The 20144-nt window shown below is 68.1% G+C and carries 20 protein-coding genes; 13 read left to right on the top strand and 7 right to left on the bottom strand.

Features of this window, described 5'->3' with window-relative positions; genetic code table 11:
• Positions 1–2: 2 nt before the first annotated feature.
• From L1Z78_RS00290 to mnmG, 5 genes are all read right to left on the bottom strand, one after another.
• Positions 3–581, bottom strand: coding sequence for an RBBP9/YdeN family alpha/beta hydrolase (locus L1Z78_RS00290; RefSeq protein WP_234639600.1), 579 nt, complete (start codon positions 579–581; stop codon positions 3–5).
• Positions 582–584: 3 nt separating this feature from the next.
• Positions 585–1355 (bottom strand): ParA family protein, encoded by a 771-nt coding sequence (locus tag L1Z78_RS00285; RefSeq protein ID WP_234639599.1) that lies wholly within the window; start codon positions 1353–1355, stop codon positions 585–587.
• 13 nt (positions 1356–1368) lie between these two features.
• Entirely contained in the window at positions 1369–1983 is a 615-nt protein-coding gene (locus tag L1Z78_RS00280; protein ID WP_234639598.1) for a LysE family transporter, read from the bottom strand.
• A gap of 106 nt (positions 1984–2089) precedes the next feature.
• Positions 2090–2749, bottom strand: a complete 660-nt coding sequence (rsmG, locus tag L1Z78_RS00275) for a 16S rRNA (guanine(527)-N(7))-methyltransferase RsmG (protein WP_234639597.1) — start codon at positions 2747–2749, stop codon at positions 2090–2092.
• Positions 2746–4716 carry a tRNA uridine-5-carboxymethylaminomethyl(34) synthesis enzyme MnmG gene (gene mnmG, locus L1Z78_RS00270; protein ID WP_234639596.1) on the bottom strand — a complete coding sequence of 657 codons (1971 nt, stop codon included), beginning with the start codon at positions 4714–4716 and terminating at the stop codon, positions 2746–2748. The genes rsmG and mnmG overlap by 4 nt, the downstream gene beginning before the upstream one ends.
• A 280-nt stretch (positions 4717–4996) precedes the next feature.
• Between mnmG and L1Z78_RS00265 the strand changes: the two genes are divergently transcribed.
• From L1Z78_RS00265 to L1Z78_RS00255, 3 genes are all read left to right on the top strand, one after another.
• Positions 4997–5584, top strand: a complete 588-nt coding sequence (locus L1Z78_RS00265; RefSeq protein WP_234639595.1) for an NADPH-dependent FMN reductase — start codon at positions 4997–4999, stop codon at positions 5582–5584.
• 220 nt (positions 5585–5804) lie between these two features.
• Positions 5805–6413: a glutathione transferase GstA gene (gstA, locus tag L1Z78_RS00260; protein ID WP_234639594.1), complete on the top strand. Its 609-nt coding sequence runs from the start codon at positions 5805–5807 to the stop codon at positions 6411–6413.
• A gap of 209 nt (positions 6414–6622) precedes the next feature.
• A complete protein-coding gene (locus L1Z78_RS00255; protein WP_234639593.1) occupies positions 6623–7741 on the top strand; it encodes an alkene reductase in 1119 nt (372 codons plus the stop codon).
• Positions 7742–7826: 85 nt separating this feature from the next.
• Here L1Z78_RS00255 and L1Z78_RS00250 read toward each other — a convergent pair whose 3' ends face one another.
• Complete coding sequence (locus tag L1Z78_RS00250; protein ID WP_234639592.1) at positions 7827–9518, bottom strand: methyl-accepting chemotaxis protein; 1692 nt, start codon at positions 9516–9518, stop codon at positions 7827–7829.
• A gap of 298 nt (positions 9519–9816) precedes the next feature.
• Between L1Z78_RS00250 and L1Z78_RS00245 the strand changes: the two genes are divergently transcribed.
• Positions 9817–10011 (top strand): heavy-metal-associated domain-containing protein, encoded by a 195-nt coding sequence (locus L1Z78_RS00245; protein WP_234639591.1) that lies wholly within the window; start codon positions 9817–9819, stop codon positions 10009–10011.
• 12 nt (positions 10012–10023) lie between these two features.
• The gene (gene cueR / locus L1Z78_RS00240) at positions 10024–10458 is read left to right on the top strand and encodes a Cu(I)-responsive transcriptional regulator (RefSeq protein WP_234639590.1); all 435 of its coding nucleotides are present in this window, start codon (positions 10024–10026) and stop codon (positions 10456–10458) included.
• 17 nt (positions 10459–10475) lie between these two features.
• Here cueR and L1Z78_RS00235 read toward each other — a convergent pair whose 3' ends face one another.
• Positions 10476–11210, bottom strand: a complete 735-nt coding sequence (locus L1Z78_RS00235; protein WP_234639589.1) for a TetR/AcrR family transcriptional regulator — start codon at positions 11208–11210, stop codon at positions 10476–10478.
• 129 nt (positions 11211–11339) lie between these two features.
• On the opposite strand from L1Z78_RS00235, the gene L1Z78_RS00230 reads away from it, so the two are divergent.
• The 8 genes from L1Z78_RS00230 (at position 11340) to L1Z78_RS00195 (ending at position 20133) form a co-directional block, all read left to right on the top strand.
• A complete protein-coding gene (locus L1Z78_RS00230) occupies positions 11340–12209 on the top strand; it encodes an ABC transporter ATP-binding protein (protein ID WP_234639588.1) in 870 nt (289 codons plus the stop codon).
• The gene (locus tag L1Z78_RS00225) at positions 12206–13087 is read left to right on the top strand and encodes a branched-chain amino acid ABC transporter permease (protein WP_234639587.1); all 882 of its coding nucleotides are present in this window, start codon (positions 12206–12208) and stop codon (positions 13085–13087) included. The genes L1Z78_RS00230 and L1Z78_RS00225 overlap by 4 nt, the downstream gene beginning before the upstream one ends.
• Positions 13088–13097: 10 nt before the next feature.
• On the top strand, positions 13098–14135 hold the full coding sequence (locus L1Z78_RS00220) for a branched-chain amino acid ABC transporter permease (RefSeq protein ID WP_234639586.1): 1038 nt from the start codon (positions 13098–13100) through the stop codon (positions 14133–14135).
• 13 nt (positions 14136–14148) lie between these two features.
• Positions 14149–15345 carry an ABC transporter substrate-binding protein gene (locus tag L1Z78_RS00215; RefSeq protein WP_234639585.1) on the top strand — a complete coding sequence of 399 codons (1197 nt, stop codon included), beginning with the start codon at positions 14149–14151 and terminating at the stop codon, positions 15343–15345.
• A 13-nt stretch (positions 15346–15358) separates the two neighbouring features.
• Positions 15359–16186 carry an ABC transporter ATP-binding protein gene (locus L1Z78_RS00210; protein ID WP_234639584.1) on the top strand — a complete coding sequence of 276 codons (828 nt, stop codon included), beginning with the start codon at positions 15359–15361 and terminating at the stop codon, positions 16184–16186.
• Positions 16187–16199: 13 nt separating this feature from the next.
• On the top strand, positions 16200–18032 hold the full coding sequence (locus tag L1Z78_RS00205) for an AMP-dependent synthetase/ligase (protein WP_234639583.1): 1833 nt from the start codon (positions 16200–16202) through the stop codon (positions 18030–18032).
• An 11-nt stretch (positions 18033–18043) separates the two neighbouring features.
• Entirely contained in the window at positions 18044–18823 is a 780-nt protein-coding gene (locus L1Z78_RS00200; protein ID WP_234639582.1) for an enoyl-CoA hydratase/isomerase family protein, read from the top strand.
• Between the two features lie 122 nt (positions 18824–18945).
• Positions 18946–20133 (top strand): acetyl-CoA C-acyltransferase family protein, encoded by a 1188-nt coding sequence (locus tag L1Z78_RS00195; protein ID WP_234639581.1) that lies wholly within the window; start codon positions 18946–18948, stop codon positions 20131–20133.
• Positions 20134–20144: the final 11 nt, after the last annotated feature.

Genomic DNA, 20144 nt, shown 5'->3' with positions numbered 1-20144 from the left:
TTTCAGAGGGTCAGCAGCAGCTTGTGGCCACCGTCCCAGTCGCCCAGCCCGCTGGCCGTGTTGATATGGCCCGCGGGGCCGGCATCGACGAAGCGCGCGCCCCAGGCATCAGCCATGGTCCGCGCGCGCCGCGCGCTGCAATGAATGTCGTTGCTGCTGCCCACCACGATGGAGGCAAACGGCAGGCGCTGCATCATCACGGGCGCCCAGCCCGGCAGCACCTCGCGCAGATGGGGCTGCTCGGCATCGCCGGGCGCGACCAGCAGCGCACCGCGCACCTTGTGCGCGGCCAGCGGAGAATGCGCGGCCCACCAGGCCACGAGAATGCAGCCCAGGCTGTGGGCCACGAGCACCACGGGACGCGGCGCATCGAGCACCGTCTCCTGCAGCCGCGCGCTCCAGTCGCCGCGCAGCGGGCGCTGCCAGTCGTTCTGCTCCAGGCGCCGGTAGCCATGGCGCTGCTCCCATCGGCTTTGCCAATGGCCGGCGTCGGAGTTCTGCCAGCCGGGCAGCAGCCAGACGTCCTCGGCCGGCATGTCCGCTGGCGCTGCCTGCCCTTGCGTTTCAGGTGGAACCTGCATGGCTCACATCTTCTTGATGCGGCGCACCATCTCGCGCGCGAACTCGATGAAGGCCTTGCTGCCCTTGGCCGAGGGATCGAACACCACGCCGGGCACGCCGTAGCTGGGCGCCTCGGCCAGGCGCACGTTGCGCGGAATCACGGTGTCGAACACCTTGTCGCCGAAGTGCTCCTTGAGCTGGTCGCTGACCTGCTGCTGCAGCGTGGTGCGGGGGTCGAACATCACGCGCAGCAGGCCGATGATCTGCAGGTCGGGGTTCATGTTGGCGTGGACCTGCTTGATGGTGTTGACCAGGTCGGTCAGGCCCTCGAGCGCGAAGTACTCGCATTGCATGGGCACCACCACGCCATGGGCCGCGCACAGGCCGTTGAGCGTGAGCATGGACAGGCTGGGCGGGCAGTCCACCAGCACGAAGTCGTAGTCGGCATCGGCGGCCTTGAGCGCGCCCTTGAGGCGGTCGTTGCGACGCTCCAGCGTGACCAGCTCGATCTCGGCGCCGCTGAGCTCGCGGTTGGCGCCCAGCACGTCGTAGCCCACGGCCTCGGAGCGCACGGCGGCCTCCTTGACGCTGGCGTTCTCCAGCAGCACGTCATAGACCGACAGCTCCAGCGCGCGCTTGTCCACGCCCGAGCCCATGGTGGCATTGCCCTGCGGGTCCAGGTCGATCAGGAGCACGCGCTGGCCGATCCTGGCCAGGCCCGCAGCAAGGTTGACGGTGGTGGTGGTCTTGCCGACCCCACCCTTTTGATTGGCGACACAGAAGATTTTGGCCATGGTATTTACACGCTTATTTGGCGATGGCCAGCTTGAGGCCAAAACCGATCAGGAACACGCCCGCAGTTTTCTCGAGAAAACGGGAAACCGCGGGATTGGCGCGCATGCGCTCGGCCAGATGCGCGGTCAACAGCACCACGATCAGGCAATAGAGAAAAGTCAGCACGGCCACCGTGGCGGCCATGACCGCGAACGTGAGCAGGCCCTGGTGGCGGGCGGGGTCCACGAACAACGGAAAGAAAGCCATATAGAACACGATGGACTTGGGATTCATCAGCGTAATCAGCCCGGCCTGGCGGAAATAGTGGCGTGGCTCGATGTGCAGCACGGGCTTGTCGCCAGGCTTGGCCGCAAGCATCCTGAAGCCCAGCCAGCCCAGATAGGCCGCGCCCAACCACTGCACGGCATGGAAGGCCGCCGGATAGGAGGCCAGCAGCGCGGCCACGCCCGCCACGGCCATCCAGATCAGGATCTGGTCGGCGGCCAGCACGCCCAGGCAGGCGGCCATGCCGGCACGCACGCCTCCCTTGCCCGTGGAGGTGATCAGCGCCAGATTGCCCGGCCCGGGGATCAGCAGGAACAGAAGAATGGCAACGGCGAAGGCACTGAAATCGGAGATGCCGAACATGCTGACCCCTGGGCAATGAAAGCTGGGAGTTTATGCGAGGGCCATGTCCCGCGCATGGGGAACATGGCCACGCCGCAGTACGGCAGTGTACGAATCGGCAAGAAAGTCAGGCTGCCAGGCGCAGCCACAGGATGCAGCGCTCGGCATCCAGCCCCGGAACCTTCAACGGTTCCACGTGAAACACCTGCACCTCGGCGGGCAGCGCGGCGATCTCGTCGTCGGGGTGGCGCCCCTTCATGGCCAGCCATGTGCCCCCCTCCTCCAGTGCCTGGCGCGACCAGTTCGTGAAGTCCGCCAGAGAGGCAAAGGCGCGGCAGCTGATCAGCGGGTAGCGGGTGCTCAACTGCTCCACGCGGCTGTGGATGCCGCGCAGGTTGGGCAGGCGCAGCGTGGCCGCCGCCTGCTGTATGAAGGCGGCCTTCTTGCCTACGGTGTCCACGCAGTGCACGTCGATCTGCGGGCAGCAGATGGCAAAGACCACACCGGGCAGGCCGCCGCCCGAGCCCACATCCAGCATGGCGGTGCGGCCTTCGCGAGAATGCGACTGGGCCAGGTGGCGCTGCAAGGACGGCACGGCGGCCAGGCTGTCGAGCAGGTGGTGGGTCAGCATCTCCTCGGGGTCGCGCACGGCCGTCAGGTTGTAGACCTTGTTCCATTTGCCCAGCAGGGCCTGGAACTCCATCAGCGTATCGACCTGTGCGGAGGCCAGGTCCAGGCCCAGCTCCCTCAGGCCCGCTTCAAGGCGCGCGCGCAGATCCTGGGTCATGCTGCGGCCTCCTCGCCCCGGGCATCCGCAGCAAAGCCTCGGAAGCCCCCCTTCTTGAGGTGGACCATGAGCAGCGAGATCGCCGCGGGCGTCACACCCGAGACGCGCGAGGCCTGGCCCAGCGTCTCGGGGCGGTGCTTTTGCAGTTTCTGGCGTACCTCGAAGGACAATGCCGGCACCTGCATGTAGTCGAGTTCGTCCGGCAAGCGCAGATTCTCGAAATGCGCGGCACGCTGCACCTCGTCCTTCTGGCGGTCGATGTAGCCCGCATACTTGGCGGCGATCTCCACCTGCTCGATCACCGCCTCGCTCAACTCGCCCAGCGCTTCGGGCTGCACATCGGCCGAGGCATAGCGGCCCTCGTTCAGGCCCATGAGCTTGCCGTAACCCACGTCGGGGCGGCGCAGCAGGTCGAACAGGTTGTATTCGCGCTCGATGGACTTGCCCAGGACGCGCTCGGATTCCTCGGGCGCGACGATGCGCGGGTTGATCCAGGTGGACTTCAGGCGCTCGGTTTCACGTGAAACAGCATCCCGCTTGCGGCTGAAGGAGTCCCAGCGCGCATCGTCGACCAGGCCCATGCGGCGGCCTGCCTCGGTCAGGCGCATGTCGGCGTTGTCCTCGCGCAGCTGCAGGCGGAACTCGGCACGGCTGGTGAACATGCGGTAGGGCTCGGTCACGCCCTTGGTGATCAGGTCGTCCACCAGCACGCCCAGGTAGGCCTCGTCGCGGCGCGGCAGCCACGGGCCTTCGCCGCGGCATTGCAGCGCGGCATTGACACCGGCGAACAGGCCCTGGGCCGCGGCCTCCTCGTAGCCCGTCGTGCCGTTGATCTGGCCCGCGAAGAACAGACCCTGGATCTGGCGGGTCTCGAAGCTGCTCTTGAGCGAGCGCGGATCGAAGTAGTCGTACTCGATGGCGTAGCCAGGACGCAGGATGTGGGCATTCTCCAGGCCCTTCATGCTGCGCACCAGCTCGTACTGGATGTCGAAAGGCAGGCTGGTGGAGATGCCGTTGGGATAGAACTCGTGGGTGGTCAGGCCTTCGGGCTCCAGGAAGATCTGATGGCTTTCCTTGTCGGCAAAGCGGTTGATCTTGTCCTCGACGCTGGGGCAGTAGCGCGGACCCACGCCCTCGATCTTGCCCGTGAACATGGGGCTGCGGTCGAAGCCGCTGCGGATGATCTCGTGCGTGCGCGCATTGGTATGAGTGATCCAGCACGGCATCTGGCGCGGGTGCATGGCCGCATTGCCGATGAAGCTGAATACCGGCAATACGCCTTCGTTCACGCCACCAGGCATGCCGTCGCCAGGCTGCTCCTCGCACTGCGAGAAATCGATGCTGCGGCCGTCAATGCGCGGCGGCGTGCCGGTCTTCAGGCGGCCCTGGGGCAGCTGCAGTTCCTTGAGCCGTGCCGACAGGCTGACGGCCGGGGGGTCCCCCGCGCGGCCCGCCGCATAGTTGTTCAGGCCCACATGGATCTTGCCGTCCAGGAAGGTGCCCGCCGTGAGCACCACGGTGCGGCTGCGAAAGCGCACGCCCACCTGGGTGACGGCACCCGCCACGCGATCGCCCTCGACCATGAGGTCGTCCACGGCCTGCTGGAACAGCCACAGGTTGGGCTGGTTCTCCAGCATGTCGCGGATGGCCGCCTTGTACAGCACGCGATCGGCCTGGGCACGCGTGGCGCGCACGGCCGGCCCCTTGGAGCTGTTGAGGATGCGGAACTGTATGCCGCCCTTGTCGGTGGCCAGCGCCATGGCGCCGCCCAGCGCATCCACCTCCTTGACCAGGTGGCCCTTGCCGATGCCGCCGATGCTGGGATTGCAGCTCATCTGGCCCAGGGTCTCGATGTTGTGACTGAGCAGCAGGGTCTTGCAGCCCATGCGCGCGGCCGCGAGCGCGGCCTCGGTGCCGGCGTGGCCACCGCCGACGACGATCACATCAAATTCCTGTGGGTACAACATGCTTATGACTCCGGGGGCCTGCCCGGCCCAAGCCCCCGACACGAAGCACTCACGCTCCGGCGCTCATGGCGGGCAGGCCTCGTGCATCTGGCAGGCGCTACCCAGCGGGGAACCTGCGATTTTCCCATCTTTGGCGCAACAATGCCTTGCAAGGGGTCGGCCCGCCCTGCCGTACGGGGAGGCTGTTCCACGTGAAACAGCACGCGGGCCGAAGGATGCTGCGTGCGGCCTTGCCAGGGCGGGGTGGCTTGCAAGAAACATGTGCGGCGCCTGTGATGCAATGGCGGCCATGCAGATCCTCATCTTCGCGGGAAGCACCCGCCAACAATCGCACAACCGGCGCCTGGCCTCCGCCGCCGCCGGCATGGCCCGCGAACTCGGCGCCCAGCCCACGCTGCTGGAGCTGTCGGAATTCGACATCCCCATGTACAACGCCGACCTGGAAGCCCGCGGCACGCCGCCGGACGTGCTGCGCTTCAAGGCGGCGCTGCACGGCCATCCCGCCTGGCTGATCTGCTCGCCCGAGTACAACGGCAGCTACCCCGCCCTGCTCAAGAACGCCATCGACTGGGCCTCCAGCCCCGTGGCCGGCGACCCCCTCTGGTCCGACGGCACCCTGCCCTTTCGCGGCAAGGTGGTCGGCATGGCCAGCGCCTCCCCGGGGGGTCTTGGAGGCCTGCGCGCCCAGTCCCACCTGGCACCTCTGCTGCTGAATCTGCAGTGCTGGCTGGCCCCCGTGAGCCACGCCGTAGGCCAGGCCGGCCAGGCATTCGATGATGCGGGCGGCCTGCTGCGCCCCCAGGATCGGCAGGGCCTGAAGGCGGTGATCGAGCAGGTGCTGTGGGCGGCGCAGCGGCTTGCCCCTTGACCGGACAAGGGCCCCGCCGAGCATCCGCGCTCTCCCGCGTCCTGTACTCCAGCCTGCTGAGCTCGGGCCACTGGGGGAGATCCCGGCCCTGCTCGCTGCGCCGCGGCCCGCGCGGGACCACGGCTGAACCCTGCCGGCATCGCGGTTCCGTCATCCAGGGGCCGGCCACAGGGTTTAGCATGGGCGCTTGTCTTTCTTTCCCGATCGGAAGCGATCCACCATGAAGCTCTACTACAGCCCTGGCGCCTGTTCCCTGTCCCCCCATATCGTCCTGCACGAGGCAGGCCTTGCGTACGAGCCGGTCCTGGCCAGCACCAAGACCCACAAGCTGCAGGACGGCTCGGACTACTACGAGATCAATCCGCTGGGCTATGTGCCCTTCCTGGTGCTGGACGACGGCGACACGCTGCACGAAGGCCCGGCCATCGTCCAGTACCTGGCCGACCTGGTGCCCGAGAAGAAACTGGCACCGGCCAACGGCACCATGGCCCGCTACCACCTGCAGGAATGGCTGAACTTCATCGGTACCGAGCTGCACAAGGGCTTCGGTCCGCTGTTCAACCCCGCCACGCCGGACGACTACAAGCCCGTGGTGCGCCAGCGCGTGCTGGATCGCCTCAAGTGGGTCGATGGCGAGCTCAACGGCCGCGAATACCTGATGGGCGAACAGTTCACCGTGGCCGACGCCTATCTGTTCACCGTGACCGGCTGGGCCCAGTTCGTGGGCGTGGACATCTCCGAACTGACCCACATCCTGGCCTACCGCGAGCGCGTGCTGGCCCGCCCGGCCGTGCAGGCCGCCATGAAGGCCGAGGGCCTGCTCAAGTAGGCACGGGTCTGCAGGTCCCCACGGGCCGGTGGGCGCAATGCCCGCCGGCCTTTTTTCATGGAACGACAAGTGCACCCTGGCCCGCGTCGCCTGCACGACAGTGCGCAAATCCCTGGCCTGCACGGTTGAATCCATGGGGTTAACCTTTGATGTACGCCCCGCCACCCGCGCGGGTGGCATGTCCGTCAACACACAGGAAGCCCCGACGCATGTCCTCTCTGTTCGATCCCATCCAGGCCGGCGCGCTGCGCCTGCCCAACCGCATCGCCATGGCACCGCTGACGCGCAACCGCGCGCCTGGAGCCATTCCCACCGAACTCATGGCCACCTACTACGCGCAGCGGGCCAGCGCCGGCCTGCTGATCAGCGAAGGGACGGCCATCAGCCACCAGGGCCAGGGCTATGCCCAGGTGCCCGGGCTGTATGGCAGCGAGCAGCTCGATGGCTGGAAGCGCGTGACCGACGCCGTGCACGCGGCCGGCGGACGCATCGTCACCCAGCTGTGGCATGTGGGCCGCGTCTCCCACACCTCGCTGCAGCCCGAAGGCCGGGCACCAGTGGGGCCTTCCCCCGTCGTGGCCCGGTCCAAGACCTATGTGATCGACGAGAAGACGGGCAAGGGCCAGTTCGCGCCCACCTCCGAGCCCCGTGCGCTCGCGCAGCAGGAGATTCCCGCCATCGTCCACAGCTTCGCCGTGGCCGCGCGCAATGCCGTGGAGACGGCCGGCTTCGATGGCGTGGAGCTGCACGGCGCCAACGGCTACCTGCTCGACCAGTTCCTCAAGACCGGGGCCAACCAGCGCGATGACGACTACGGCGGCAGCATCGAGAACCGCGCGCGCCTGGTGCTCGAGTGCACGCGCGCTGCCGTGGACGCGGTAGGCGGTGGCCGCGTGGGCATTCGCCTGTCGCCCGTGACGCCGGCCAACGACATCGTCGATGCCGACCCCCAGCCGCTGTTCGAATACGTGGTGCGCCAGCTCGCGCCCCTGGGCCTGGCCTACATCCACATCATCGAAGGCGCAACGGGCGGGCCACGCGAGCTGCCCGACCGCCCCTTCGACTACGCGGCGCTCAAGTCCGCCTACCGCCAGGCCGGCGGCCAGGGCGTCTGGATGGTCAACAACGGCTATGACCGCGATCTGGCGGTGCGCGCCGTGGAAAGCGGCCACGCCGACATGGTGGCGTTCGGCAAGGCCTTCATCTCCAACCCCGACCTGGTCCACCGCCTGCGCGACGACCTGCCGCTCAATCCCTGGAACTCCAGCCTGTTCTATGGCGGCGGTGCCGAAGGCTATACCGACTACCCGTTCGCAAGACAGGCCTGAAACGCAGCCTGCAAAAAAAAGCCCGCTGGCATGGCCTGCGGGCTTTTTTGCTTCATGTGGAACCCGGGGCACGGGCCCCGGCCCGTCAGGCATGCTCCAGCAACTGGGGTTCCTGAGTCGATGCCAGCGGGGCACGACCGGCCGCCGGTGCCAGGCCGGGCTGGCTCCGGACGGGCCGGCCATGGGACGGCACGGCCATGGAGGCCACGGCCGAGCCGGCCACGCGGAACTGGCCTACCACCTGGGCCAGGCGCGCGGCCTGTTCGCGCAGCGACTCGGCGGCGGCGGCTGACTCCTCGACCAGGGCAGCGTTCTGCTGCGTCATGCGGTCGATGTCGCCCACGGCCTGGTTGACCTGGCCGATGCCGCCCGACTGCTCGCTGGATGCCGCGGTGATCTCGCCGATGATGTCGCCCACGCGCTGCACGCTGTCCACGATCTCCTTCATGGTCTTGCCGGCATCCTCGACCTGGCGCACGCCCACGTCCACGGCCTGCACGCTGGTCTGGATCAGCGCCTTGATCTCGCTGGCCGCCTGCGCCGAGCGCTGGGCCAGGGAACGCACTTCGGCGGCCACCACGGCGAAGCCACGGCCCTGCTCGCCGGCACGCGCCGCTTCCACGGCGGCGTTCAGCGCGAGGATGTTGGTCTGGAAGGCGATGGAGTCGATCAGGCCGATGATGTCGCCGATCTTGCGGCTGGAGGTGGTGATCTCCTGCATGCTGACCACGGCCTGGGCCACCACGTCGCCACCGCGCGTGGCCGTGGTCGAAGCGGAGGCCGCCAGCTGATTGGCCAGCTGCGAGGACGAGGCCGTCTGCTGCACCGTGGCCGTGAGCTGGGACAGCGAAGCCACCGTCTCCTGCACGTTGCTGGCCGTCTGCTCCGTGCGCGAGGACAGATCCTGGTTGCCCGTGGCGATCTCCTGGCTGGCCGTGGCGATGTTGCCGCTGGCATCGCGCACCTGGGTCACCATGGCGCCCAGGCCCTGCTGCATCTGGTCCAGCGCGCGCTGGAGGTCGGCCACTTCGTCCTTGCCCTGCACCTTCACGCTCTGCGACAGATCGCCCTGGGCAATGGTCAGGGCCATCTGGCGTGCCTGCACCAGCGGACGGCAGATGGACAGCATGTTCAGCAGGGTCAGCGGCACGACCACGATCACGGTGAGCACCACCGCGGCCACGAAGATCCACTGCGTCTGCTCCGCCACGCCCTGCTCCTGGGCGGCCATGGCATCCACCTGCTGGCGCAGCAGTCCGTCGAGCTGGGCGATCAGCTTCTCGACTTCGGCCACCTCGGCCATGGCCTTGCCGCTCATGCGGTTGGCCGTGGTTGCCGTGTCATAGCCACCGGCCTCCAGCTGGCGGGCGATATGCTCGAACTGCTGGCGGTAGCGGTCCATGCGCTCGACGATGCCGTTGACGATGGCGTCGTCGGCCGGATCTTCATCCTTGAGGAAACGCGCGGCCACGGCCTTCGTGCGCTCGATGGCGGCGGTCCACTGGTTGTGGGCCTTGCGCACTTCCTCGGGGCGCTCGTACTGGATGATCATGTCCTTTTCATGGGCACGCACGGCCCCCAGCTCGGTACGCATCTCCACCATGTAGCCCATCTTGGCATACGAGGAATGCATGAACTGCTGGCTCATGCCGTGGATGCGGAACATGCCCAGCATGCCGGCTCCACCCAGCAGACCCAGCAGCACCAGCACCATGGCGATGGCCCCCAGCATCCGCGTGCGGATCGTGAATGCCCGCATCATTCCCAACAAGTTCATGACCGTTTCCTCTCTGTCAGTCAGGGCGCCTGCACGGTCTCCAGATGCCGGACGCCAACGTAAATACAAATTGTTGCAGTTTGTCAGATGATCGCCAATGGTCTATGACGGTTTTTGCATATTCCGGGCTCTTTTCGATGTATCGGACAGCCAGCCGAATCATTGAGCCGGCCCGCGAGTGCCGATTTGGGCCAGATCAACCCTGAACCGGCCAGGTCCTTGACCTTGGCATGATGTCAAGGTTCAACATACGCTCCATGGCATGCGCCACCGTGGCGCGCCCAACCAGGAGCAAGCAATGCAACATGTTTTCAAGGTGCAGGGAATGACCTGCGGCCACTGCGAACGCAGCGTCACCCAGGCAGTGCAGGGCGTGGACAGCCAGGCCCAGGTCAAGATCGACCGGGCCGCCCAGCGTGTGGAAGTCGAAAGCGCGGCCAGCCGCGAGGCGCTGGGCGCCGCCATCGCCGAGGAAGGCTACGAGGTCGCCTGAGGGACAGCCGCCATGCCCGAGCACACCGCACCGCACTGGCCCGTCTCCATCGGCGAGGCCGCGCGCCGCGCCGGTGTCTCGGCGCGCATGGTGCGCCACTACGAAGCCCAGGGCCTGCTGCCGCCCATGCACCGCACCGACAGCGGCTACCGCCAGTACGCCGAGTCCGACGTGCATGCCCTGCGCTTCATCCGGCGCGCACGCGACCTGGGCTTTTCGATGGAGGAGATCGCCACCCTGCTGGGCCTTTGGCAGGACAAGAGCCGCGCCAGCAGCCAGGTCAAGGACATCGCGCAGCGCCACATCGAGGCGCTGACCGAGCGCATCGCCTCCATGCAGGCCATGCAGCGCACGCTCCAGACCCTGGTGCACTGCTGCCATGGGGATGACCGGCCCGATTGTCCGATCCTGGATGATCTGGCGGCACAGGACAACGCGAGGCCATAGCAGCCTGCGCTGAGGCTTCAGGAATCGTCTGCGCCGATGCGCCGTGGTGCGCGCTTGCGCGCTTTCGGTGTCTCCTGGGGCCTGCTCAGCACCCCTCCCATCAGGGTCTCGATGCACTGCCGCGCCACCTCCTCGGCCGGATACTGCCCGCCCGGCTGGTACCAGCGCCCGATCCAGCTGAGCGCGCCGGCGATCACGAAGGCCGTGATCTTGGGGTCGCAGGGCGCCACCGATCCTTCCTTCACGCCGGCCGCCACCAGGCGGCGGAAGGCCTGGTCGATGGCGGCCTTCTGGCGGCGCAGCTCCTTGCGGCTGTCGGGCGGCACCTGCTCGTCGCCCACGCGGATCAGGCACATGCCGAAGTCCATGGTGACGATGCGCGCATAGACCTGCATGCAGGCGCGCAGCTGGTCGATGGCCTTCCCGCCCGCGCGGCGCGAGGCCTCTATGCCTTCCAGCGTCATGGCCAGGCCCTGGTTGACGCACTGCAGCAGGATCTCGTCCTTGTTCTTCACGTAGTAGTACAGCGTGGGCTTGCTCACGCCCAGCCGCGCGGCGATGTCATCCAGCGAGGTGGCGTGAAAGCCGCGCTCGTTGAACAGTTGCGCGGCCGCCTGGAGCACGGCCTGGCGCTTGGCCTCGCGCTGCTGCTCGCGGTCGGGCGCCGTGCTCCAGGGCGATGCCACCGGGGTCGGATCCGGCTTGCGGCGGGCAGTGGTGCGGGTCTTGGCGGCGGCGGTCGATGGCTTCATGGCGTTGGTCGCACCGGGGAAAGCACCGATGCTGCATGCGGGGGGCGGCAACCAGAATCTACTCCAAAGTAAATAGCCTACGCGTCAGTAGACATCTGTCCGACTCGAAGAAAACCGTACGGGAGAGCGATGGAGACACAACCCGCAGGCGGCCCGGCCGCCCCGTTGCTGCAGGTCGATGGCGTCACGCTCGCCTTTGGCGGCGTGAAGGCGCTGTCGGGCGTGGGCTTCGATGTGCAGCCCGGCTCCATCACGGCCGTGATCGGCCCCAATGGCGCGGGCAAGACCTCGCTGTTCAACACCATCTCGGGCTTTTACCGGCCCACGGGCGGAGCCATCCGTTTCCAGGGCCGGGATATCACGCGCGTGCCGGCGCCGCAGCGCGCCCGGCTGGGGCTGGGGCGCAGCTTCCAGAACATCGCGCTGTTCCGGGGCATGACGGTGCTGGACAACATCAAGCTGGGCCGCCACGCCCACCTGCGCACCAACGTCTTCGACGCCCTGCTCTACCTGGGCCGCGCGCACCGCGAGGAGGCCGAGCTGCGCCGCGACATCGAGGAACGCATCATCGATTTCCTGGAGATCGACCACATCCGCCACGCGCCCGTGGCCGCCCTGTCCTACGGCCTGCAAAAGCGCGTGGAGATGGCCCGCGCCCTGGCCATGCAGCCGCGCATCCTGATGCTGGACGAGCCCGTGGCCGGCATGAACCGCGAGGAGACCGAGGACATGGCGCGCTTCATCCTCGACGTGCGTGCCGAGTGGGACGTGACCGTGCTCATGGTCGAGCACGACATGGGCATGGTGATGGACCTGTCCGACCACGTGGTGGTGCTCAACTTCGGCCAGGTCATCGCCCAGGGCACGCCGGCCGTGGTCCAGGCCGACCCCGAGGTCAACCGAGCCTACCTGGGCGCGGGCGACGTCGGAGAGCTGCGGCGCAGGCTGCGCGCCAGCCCGGCGGCAGCGCCAGCCGCCCTGGCCCCGGGGGCCGCATGATGGACTGGGCCTACCTGTTCGAGATCAGCCTCACCGGCCTGGCCGGCGGCGGCCTGTATGCGCTGGCGGCGCTGGCCTTCGTGGTGGTCTACAAGGCCACGCGCGTGGTCAACATCGCCATCGGCGAGCTGCTGATGGTGGGTGCCTACCTGTTCTTCACCTTCGCCGCCCTGTTCGCGCTGCCGCTGTGGCTGGCGATTCCCGCAGCCGTGCTGGGCACGGGCCTGCTGGGCGCGCTGATCGAGCGCACCATGATCCGGCCCCTGCTGGGCGAGCCGCCGATCTCCGTGTTCATGGTCACCGTGGGACTGGCCTCGGTGCTGGTGGGCCTGGTGGAGCTGATCTGGACGGCCGACCAGCGCCGCCTGCCCGAGTTCATGCCCACGCAGCCGGTGGTGATCGGCGAGGCCTTTCTCGCCCCCAAGGTGGCCTGGGGCGCGGCCGTCGCCGTGGTCTTCATCGCGGCCGTGCTGCTGGTGTTCCGCTTCTGGCGCGGCGGCGTGGCCCTGCGCGCCACGGCCGGCGACCAGGCCGCCGCCTATTCGGTGGGCATCAACGTGCCGCGCGTGTTCTCGCTGGCCTGGGTGGTGTCGGCCATGATCGCCGCCGTCTCGGGAATCATCGTCGGCGCCATCGGCGGCATCTCGTCGGGCATGGGCGTGTTCGGGCTGTCGGTGCTGGTGGTCGTCATCGTGGGCGGGCTGGACAGCGTGCTCGGCGCCCTGGTCGGCGGCCTGTTCATCGGCCTGGTGGAGGCGCTGGCCGGCGCCTACCTGGGTGGCGAATACAAGCTGCTGGCCACCTTCATCGTGCTGGTGGTGGTGCTCATGCTCAGGCCCTACGGCCTGTTCGGCACGCACGAAATCGAACGTCTCTAGGAAGGCCGCCATGCGCATTGGTACGCTCAAGGAAAGCTACGTCGCCGATGCGGCGCTGTTCGACTCCCGCACGCAACGCACCTGGCTGGCCGTGGCCGGCGCGCTGCTGCTGCTGTTTCCCTTCCTGGCCAGCGACTACTGGCTGTATCTGGCCTGCCTGGTCAGCATCAACGTGGCCAGCGCCACGGGGCTGAACATCCTCACGGGCTACACCGGCCTGGTCAGCCTGGGCCAGGCCGCCTTCATGGGCCTGGGTGCCTACACGGTGGCCATCCTGCAGACGCGCTGGGGCATGCCGTTTCCCGTGAATCTGCTGGCCGGCGGCCTGGTGGCCATGCTGGGCGGCATCGTGGTGGGCCTGCCCTCGCTGCGCGTCAAGGGCCTGTACCTGGCGATCGCCACCATCGCGGCCTCGTTCATCGCGCATTTCCTGTTCGCCAACCTCGGGCTCACAGGCGGCACGGCGGGCCTGGCGGTGCCGCCGGCCACGGCCTTCGGCCTGCCGCTGGACACGTCGTTCCGGCTGTACTGGGTGATCGTGCCCGTCACGCTGCTGATGCTGCTGGGCGCGGCCAACCTGTTTCGCACGCGCATCGGCCGCGCCTTCATCGCCATCCGCGACCGCGACATCTCGGCCGAGGTGCTGGGCATCCCGCTGCTGCGTTACAAGCTGCTGTCCTTCGGGCTGTCCTCGTTCTACGCGGGCGTGGCCGGTGGCCTGTGGGCCTACTTCTTCCGCGTGGTCACGCCCGAGAGCTTTCCGCTCTTGATGTCCATCTTCTTCCTGGCCGCCATCATCGTCGGCGGCATGGGCTCCATCCTGGGCGGCATCCTGGGCGCGGTCTTCATGACCATGGTGCCCGAGCTGCTCAAGCTCATCGTGGACCTGCTGCCCGGCGGCACCGAGCTGGCGGTGTTTCTCTCGCCCGTGCGCACCATGGTGTTCGGGCTGCTGATCATCGTGTTTCTGGTGTTCGAGCCGCAGGGGCTCGCCCAGATGTGGCGGCGCCTGCGCCGCTTCTTCCACCTGTGGCCCTTCCGCAATTGACTAGGAGACAAGCATGCAGCATCCCCCGAATTCCGAGCGCCGCCGCAGCCTGCTGCTGGCGGCCGGCGCCAGCCTGGCCCTGCCCCTCACGGCCCGCGCCCAAGCGGGCCGCGCCCAGGCCGGCGGCGAGGACATCGTGATCGGCGGCTCCATCCCCATGACCGGCGTGTTCGCCTTCGCGGGCGTGGGCATCAATGCCGGCATGGGCGACTACGTGAAGATGGTCAACGATGCGGGCGGCATCAAGGGCCGCAGGATCCGCTACGTGCCCGAGGACACGGGCTACAAGGTCGATGTGTCGGTGGCCGCGTTCAAGAAGATCACCAGCCAGAACAAGGTCAGCCTCTACTACGGCGACTCCACGGGCTTTTCCAAGACCATCAATCCGGAGCTGGACCGCAACGGCCACATCCTCATGGCCGGCGCCTCGTTCGCCACCGAACTCAACAACCCGGCCAGGTACCCGAACCAGTTCCTCGTGGGGCCCGACTACACGGAGATGTTCGGCATCCTGCTCAAGCACATCGCCCAGGAGAAGCCGGGCGCCAAGGTGGCCTTCGTCTACTCGGACTCCGAGTTCGGCCGCGACCCCATCGAGGCCAGCGAGGCCGCGGCGAAGAAGCTGGGGCTGAGCATCGTGGCCAAGCTGATGACGCCGCCAGGCAGCGTGGACGTGTCCACCGAGGTCATCAAGCTGCGCCGCGCCGCACCCGACTACACCATCTTCCACGGCTACATCCTCGCGCCCATCCCGGAGTTCATCCAGCAGGGCAAGCAGATGGGCATGACCAGCCGCTGGATGGGCACCTTCTGGACCATGGACAGCTCCACCGTCATGAAGATGGGCGAGGCCGGCGACGGCTTCATGGGCGTCATGCCCTACCGCTACTACTACGACACCTCGGCCAAGGCGCCCATGCTGGACAAGATCCGCGCGCTGCGCCCCGAGTACCAGAGCACGGCCTACATCCAGGGCTTTCTGGCGGCCATGCTGTTCGTGGAATCGGCCAGGCGCTGCCTGGACGCGGGCAAGCCGCTCACCGGCCCCAACCTCAAGGCCGCGCTGAACTCCATCAAGGACTTCGACACGGGCGGGCTGATCGGCGTGCCCATCACCATCAAGGGCAACTCCATCCCCGTGGGCCGGGTCTACAAGGCCGACATGAAGGTGCAGAAGATGCTGCCGGCCTCGGATTGGATCGCGCTCTGACCCACGGCACGACATGACCCAGCAGCCCACGCCCGCAACGGACAACATCCTCGAAATCAACAACATCGAGGTCATCTACAACAAGGTCGTGCAGGCCCTGCGCGGCCTGTCGCTGGCCGTTCCACGTGGACAGATCGTGGCGCTGCTGGGCAGCAACGGGGCGGGCAAGAGCACCACGCTCAAGGCCGCCTCGGGCCTGCTGGCGCTGGAGGATGGCCTGCTGGCCAGCGGCAGCGTGCGCTACAACGGCCAGTCCAACGGGCAATACGCGCCCCAGCAGCTGGTGCGCCTGGGGCTGTCGCATGTGATGGAGGGCCGGCGCGTGTTCGAGGACCTCACGGTGGAGGAAAACCTCGTGGCCGCCACCTATGCGCTCACGGGCCGCCGCGACGTGCGCCCCGACTTCGACCTGGTCTACAGCTACTTCCCGCGCCTGCACGAGCGCCGCAGGGGCCTGGCCGGCTACCTGTCGGGCGGCGAGCAGCAGATGCTGGCCATCGGCCGCGCGCTGATCGCCCAGCCCCAGCTGATGCTGCTGGACGAGCCCTCGCTGGGGCTTTCACCGAAGCTGGTGGAGGACATCTTCACCATCATCGCGCGCATCAATGCCGAGCGCGGCACCTCCATGCTGCTGGTCGAGCAGAACGCCACCGTGGCCCTGGCCGTGGCGCACGGCGGCTACATCATGGAGAACGGCAAGATCGTCATCGACGGGCCGGCCGAACGCCTGGCCCAGGACGCCGACGTGCGCGAGTTCTACCTGGGCATGGGCGGCGGCGGAGAGGCGAAAAGTTTTCGAGATCTGAAGCACTACAAGCGCCGCAAGCGCTGGTTGTCCTAGCCTGGGAACGCACATGCAAGCCCTTCCCGAACTCACCCTGCCCCAGATGCTGGCCCGGCGCGCGCGCAGCGATGCGTCGCGCGTGGCGATCCGGCAAAAGGACTTCGGCATCTGGAAGCCCACGACCTGGGCGCGATACCACGAGCGCGCCAGCCATTTCGGCCTGGGCCTGGGCCAGCTGGGCCTGGCGCACGGCGGCCATCTGGGCGTGATCTCCGAGAACCGCATCGAATGGGTGCTGGCCCAGATGGGGGCCGGCCTGATCGGCGCAGTCACCGTGGGCGTGTACCCCACCAGCCCCATGCCCGAGGTCGCCTACGTGGCCGGCCATGCCGACATCGAGATCATGGTCTGCGAGGACCAGGAGCAGGCCGACAAGCTGCTGGCCGCCCTGCCCCAGCTGCCGCGCCTCAGGAAGATCATCGTCATCGAAACCAAGGGCCTGCGCAGCTTCGCGCCCGAAGTCCGCGCCCTGATCGCCACCTTCGGCGAGGTCGAGCGCCTGGGCGCCCAGGCCCGCCTTTGCACGCGCATCGACGAGGCCCTGGCACGCCAGACGCTCGACGATGTGGGCCTGATGATCTACACCTCGGGTTCCACGGGAAAACCCAAGGGCGCCATGATCACCTACCGCAACATCCGCGGCGTGGTGCCGGGCATCGCCCAGCGGCTGGGACTGGATGCCGCCACGCGCCACCTGTCCTACCTGCCGCTGTGCCATGTGGCCGAGCAGATGCTGACCAGCTTCGTGCCCGTCTACCTGGGCTCCCAGGTGCACTTCGGAGAGTCCATACGCACGGTGCAGGAGGACCTGCGCGAGGTCGCACCCGACATGTTCCTGGGCGTGCCGCGCATCTGGGAAAAGCTGCATGCGGCCATCAGCATCAAGATGCAGGAAACCGGCCCGCTGCGCCGCGCCCTGTATGCCCGCGCCATGGCCTTCTGCGCGCCCCTGGCCGACAAGCCGCGCGCGCAGTGGAGCCTGGGCGAGCGCCTGGGCTACGCTGCCAGCTACTGGAGCATTCTTCGCGCGTTGCAGAACTTCATCGGCCTGCGCCAGGCGCGCGTGGCGCTCACGGGCGCCGCGCCCATCCCGCCCGACGTGGTGCGCTTTTTCCGCACGCTGGGCGTGCCGCTGATCGAGGTCTACGGCCTGACCGAATCAACGGGCATGGTCAGCGGCCACCGTCTGGACCAGGTGATCGTGGGCACGGTGGGCGTGCCCACCGAGGGCGTGCAGTGGCGCATCGCGGCAAACGCCAGCGACCATGGCAGCGACGACGGAAGCGGCGAATTGCAGATCCGGGGCGACATGGTCTTCGCGGGCTACTACAAGAACCCCGAGGCCACGGCGCAAAGCATCCAGGACGGCTGGCTGCACACAGGCGACGTGGTGCGCGAAGAGCGCGGGCAACTGCGCATCGTGGACCGCCTCAAGGACATCATGATCACGGCCGGCGGCAAGAACCTCACGCCCTCGGAGATCGAGAACACCATGAAGTCCAGCCCCTTCATCAAGGAATGCATCGTGGTCGCGGACGGCCGCAAATTCGTGGGCGCGCTGGTGCAGATCGACTACGAGACCGTGGGCAAATGGGCCGAGGCGCGGCGCATCCCGTTCACGAACTTCCGCTCGCTGGCCGAGATGCAGCCGGTGCGTGCGCTGATCGACGCCGAGATCGCCCGGGGCAATGCGCGCCTGGCCCAGGTCGCGCAGGTGCGGCGCTTCCATCTGCTGACCAAGGAGCTGGACCACGACGACGGCGAGGTCACGGCCACCATGAAGGTGCGCCGCTCGTCCATCTACAAGACCTACGCGCCCGAAATCGAGGCGCTGTACCACTGAAGGCGCCCCTGATGAACGAGACCCCGCTGCTGCTGCACCGCGAAGGCGCCATCGCCACGCTGACCTTCCACCGCCCCGCCGCCCTCAACGCCATCGACGTGCCCATGGCGCTGGCGCTGCGCGATGCCGTGCGCGCCCTGGCCCAGGACCGCGCGCTGCGCTGCGTGGTGATGCAGGGCGCGGGCCGCGCCTTCATGGCCGGCGGCGACCTGGACACGCTGGCGGCCGACCCCGTGCGCGGCGCCGCCGAGCTGCTGGCGCCGCTCAACGAGGCCGTGGTGCTGCTGGGCCAGCTCGATGCCCCCGTCATCGCCAAGGTGCATGGTGCAGCCGCCGGTGCCGGGCTGTCGCTGATGCTGCAGGCCGACTTCGTCTACGCAGCCGAAGGCACGCGTTTCAACCTGGCCTACATCCAACTGGGCGCCAGCTGCGATGTGGGCGCCTCCTGGGCACTGCCGCGCATCGTGGGCCTGCGCAACGCGCTGGAGATCGCCATGCTGGGTGAGACCCTCGGCAGCGCCGATGCGCAGCGCCTGGGCCTCATCAACCGCGCCCTGCCCGGCCCGGAGCTGGATTGCGCCGTGCAGCAGCTGGCCGAACGCCTGGCCGCAGGTCCCACCGTGGCCCTGGGCCACATGCGCCGCCTCCTGCGCGCGGGCCTGGACCGCGGCCTGCGCGATCAGCTCGCAGCCGAGGCCTGTGCCTTCGACGCCTGCGCGCGCACGGCCGACCTGCCGCGCGGCATCGCCGCTTTCCACGCGAAACAGACGCCCCGTTTCGAAGGGCGTTGAGTCAAGGCAGCAAGGACCTGGGAGGGCCGCCGCCTGACGCCGAGGAGGCTGCGCAAAAGGCAGCACACCCGGCACAATGCACGCCATCCATCCCCGTGTTCATTGCTTCGAGGAGTTTCACCATGACCCCACGCGACGTCTTCGTCGTCGGCACCGCGCGCACCGCCATCGGCACCTTCGGCGGCAGCCTCAAGGACGTGCCCAACACCCAGCTGGCCACCACCGCCGTCAAGGCCGCCATCGAACGCGCCGGCCTGGCGCCCGATGCCGTGGGCCATGTGGTCATGGGCAATGTGATCCCCACCGACACCAAGGATGCCTACCTCTCGCGCGTGGCCGCCATCGATGCGGGCTGCCCCATCGAGACACCCGCCTTCAACGTCAACCGCCTGTGCGGCTCGGGCCTGCAGGCCATCGTCTCGGCGGCCCAGGCCATCGCCCTGGGCGACTGCGACGTGGCCATCGGCGGCGGCAGCGAATCCATGAGCCGCGGCCCCTACTTCGACCAGGCCGCGCGCTGGGGCGCGCGCATGGGCGACGCCAAGAGCATCGACTACATGCTGGGCATCCTGCACGATCCCTGGCAGAAGATGCACATGGGCATCACGGCCGAGAACGTGGCCGAGCGCTACCACATCAGCCGCGAGATGCAGGACGAGCTGGCCGCCGCCAGCCACCAGCGCGCGGTGGCCGCCATCGAGGCCGGCTACTTCAGGGACCAGATCGTCCCCGTGGAAATCGCCACGCGCAAGGGCACCGTGGTCTTCGACACCGATGAGCATGTGCGCGCCGCCACCACCATCGAGGTGCTGTCCGCCATGAAGCCCGCCTTCCGCAAGGAAGGCGGCACCGTGACGGCCGGCAATGCCTCGGGCATCAACGACGGCGCCGCCGCCGTGGCCCTGGCCGCGGGCGATCGCGTGGCGGCACTGGGCCTCAGGCCCCTGGCCCGCCTGGTCGGCTACGCCCATGCCGGCGTGGAGCCGGCCTACATGGGCATAGGCCCGGTCCCGGCCACCCAGAAGGTGCTGCAGCGCACGGGCCTGAAGATCGCGGACATGGACGTGATCGAGGCCAACGAGGCCTTCGCGGCCCAGGCCTGCGCCGTGATCCAGCAGCTGGCGCTGGACCCGGCCAAGGTCAACCCCAACGGCTCGGGCATCTCGCTGGGCCACCCGGTGGGCGCCACGGGGGCCATCATCACCACCAAGGCCATCGCCGAGCTGCATCGCACGGGCGGCCGCTACGCGCTGGTCACCATGTGCATCGGCGGCGGCCAGGGCATCGCCGCGGTGTTTGAACGGGTCTGATGCTCTCTTGC

The sequence above is a fragment of the Delftia tsuruhatensis genome, assembly GCF_903815225.1.
Lineage (GTDB): Bacteria > Pseudomonadota > Gammaproteobacteria > Burkholderiales > Burkholderiaceae_C > Comamonas > Comamonas tsuruhatensis_A.
The sequence above is the reverse complement of the archived record's forward strand: the minus strand, read 5'-3'. Positions and strand labels throughout refer to the sequence as shown.

Excerpts from the sequence above, each read along its gene's own strand:
- cueR (WP_234639590.1), top strand. The coding sequence starts at position 10,024 with ATGCCCGAGCACACCGCACCGCACTGGCCCGTCTCCATCGGCGAGGCC.
- L1Z78_RS00200 (WP_234639582.1), top strand. The coding sequence starts at position 18,044 with ATGAACGAGACCCCGCTGCTGCTGCACCGCGAAGGCGCCATCGCCACG.
- L1Z78_RS00285 (WP_234639599.1), bottom strand. The coding sequence starts at position 1,355 with ATGGCCAAAATCTTCTGTGTCGCCAATCAAAAGGGTGGGGTCGGCAAG.
- L1Z78_RS00245 (WP_234639591.1), top strand. The coding sequence starts at position 9,817 with ATGCAACATGTTTTCAAGGTGCAGGGAATGACCTGCGGCCACTGCGAA.
- L1Z78_RS00220 (WP_234639586.1), top strand. The coding sequence starts at position 13,098 with ATGCGCATTGGTACGCTCAAGGAAAGCTACGTCGCCGATGCGGCGCTG.
- mnmG (WP_234639596.1), bottom strand. The coding sequence starts at position 4,716 with ATGTTGTACCCACAGGAATTTGATGTGATCGTCGTCGGCGGTGGCCAC.
- L1Z78_RS00235 (WP_234639589.1), bottom strand. The coding sequence starts at position 11,210 with ATGAAGCCATCGACCGCCGCCGCCAAGACCCGCACCACTGCCCGCCGC.
- L1Z78_RS00255 (WP_234639593.1), top strand. The coding sequence starts at position 6,623 with ATGTCCTCTCTGTTCGATCCCATCCAGGCCGGCGCGCTGCGCCTGCCC.
- rsmG (WP_234639597.1), bottom strand. The coding sequence starts at position 2,749 with ATGACCCAGGATCTGCGCGCGCGCCTTGAAGCGGGCCTGAGGGAGCTG.
- L1Z78_RS00195 (WP_234639581.1), top strand. The coding sequence starts at position 18,946 with ATGACCCCACGCGACGTCTTCGTCGTCGGCACCGCGCGCACCGCCATC.
- L1Z78_RS00210 (WP_234639584.1), top strand. The coding sequence starts at position 15,359 with ATGACCCAGCAGCCCACGCCCGCAACGGACAACATCCTCGAAATCAAC.
- gstA (WP_234639594.1), top strand. The coding sequence starts at position 5,805 with ATGAAGCTCTACTACAGCCCTGGCGCCTGTTCCCTGTCCCCCCATATC.
- L1Z78_RS00230 (WP_234639588.1), top strand. The coding sequence starts at position 11,340 with ATGGAGACACAACCCGCAGGCGGCCCGGCCGCCCCGTTGCTGCAGGTC.
- L1Z78_RS00265 (WP_234639595.1), top strand. The coding sequence starts at position 4,997 with ATGGCGGCCATGCAGATCCTCATCTTCGCGGGAAGCACCCGCCAACAA.
- L1Z78_RS00250 (WP_234639592.1), bottom strand. The coding sequence starts at position 9,518 with ATGAACTTGTTGGGAATGATGCGGGCATTCACGATCCGCACGCGGATG.
- L1Z78_RS00290 (WP_234639600.1), bottom strand. The coding sequence starts at position 581 with ATGCAGGTTCCACCTGAAACGCAAGGGCAGGCAGCGCCAGCGGACATG.
- L1Z78_RS00280 (WP_234639598.1), bottom strand. The coding sequence starts at position 1,983 with ATGTTCGGCATCTCCGATTTCAGTGCCTTCGCCGTTGCCATTCTTCTG.
- L1Z78_RS00225 (WP_234639587.1), top strand. The coding sequence starts at position 12,206 with ATGATGGACTGGGCCTACCTGTTCGAGATCAGCCTCACCGGCCTGGCC.
- L1Z78_RS00205 (WP_234639583.1), top strand. The coding sequence starts at position 16,200 with ATGCAAGCCCTTCCCGAACTCACCCTGCCCCAGATGCTGGCCCGGCGC.
- L1Z78_RS00215 (WP_234639585.1), top strand. The coding sequence starts at position 14,149 with ATGCAGCATCCCCCGAATTCCGAGCGCCGCCGCAGCCTGCTGCTGGCG.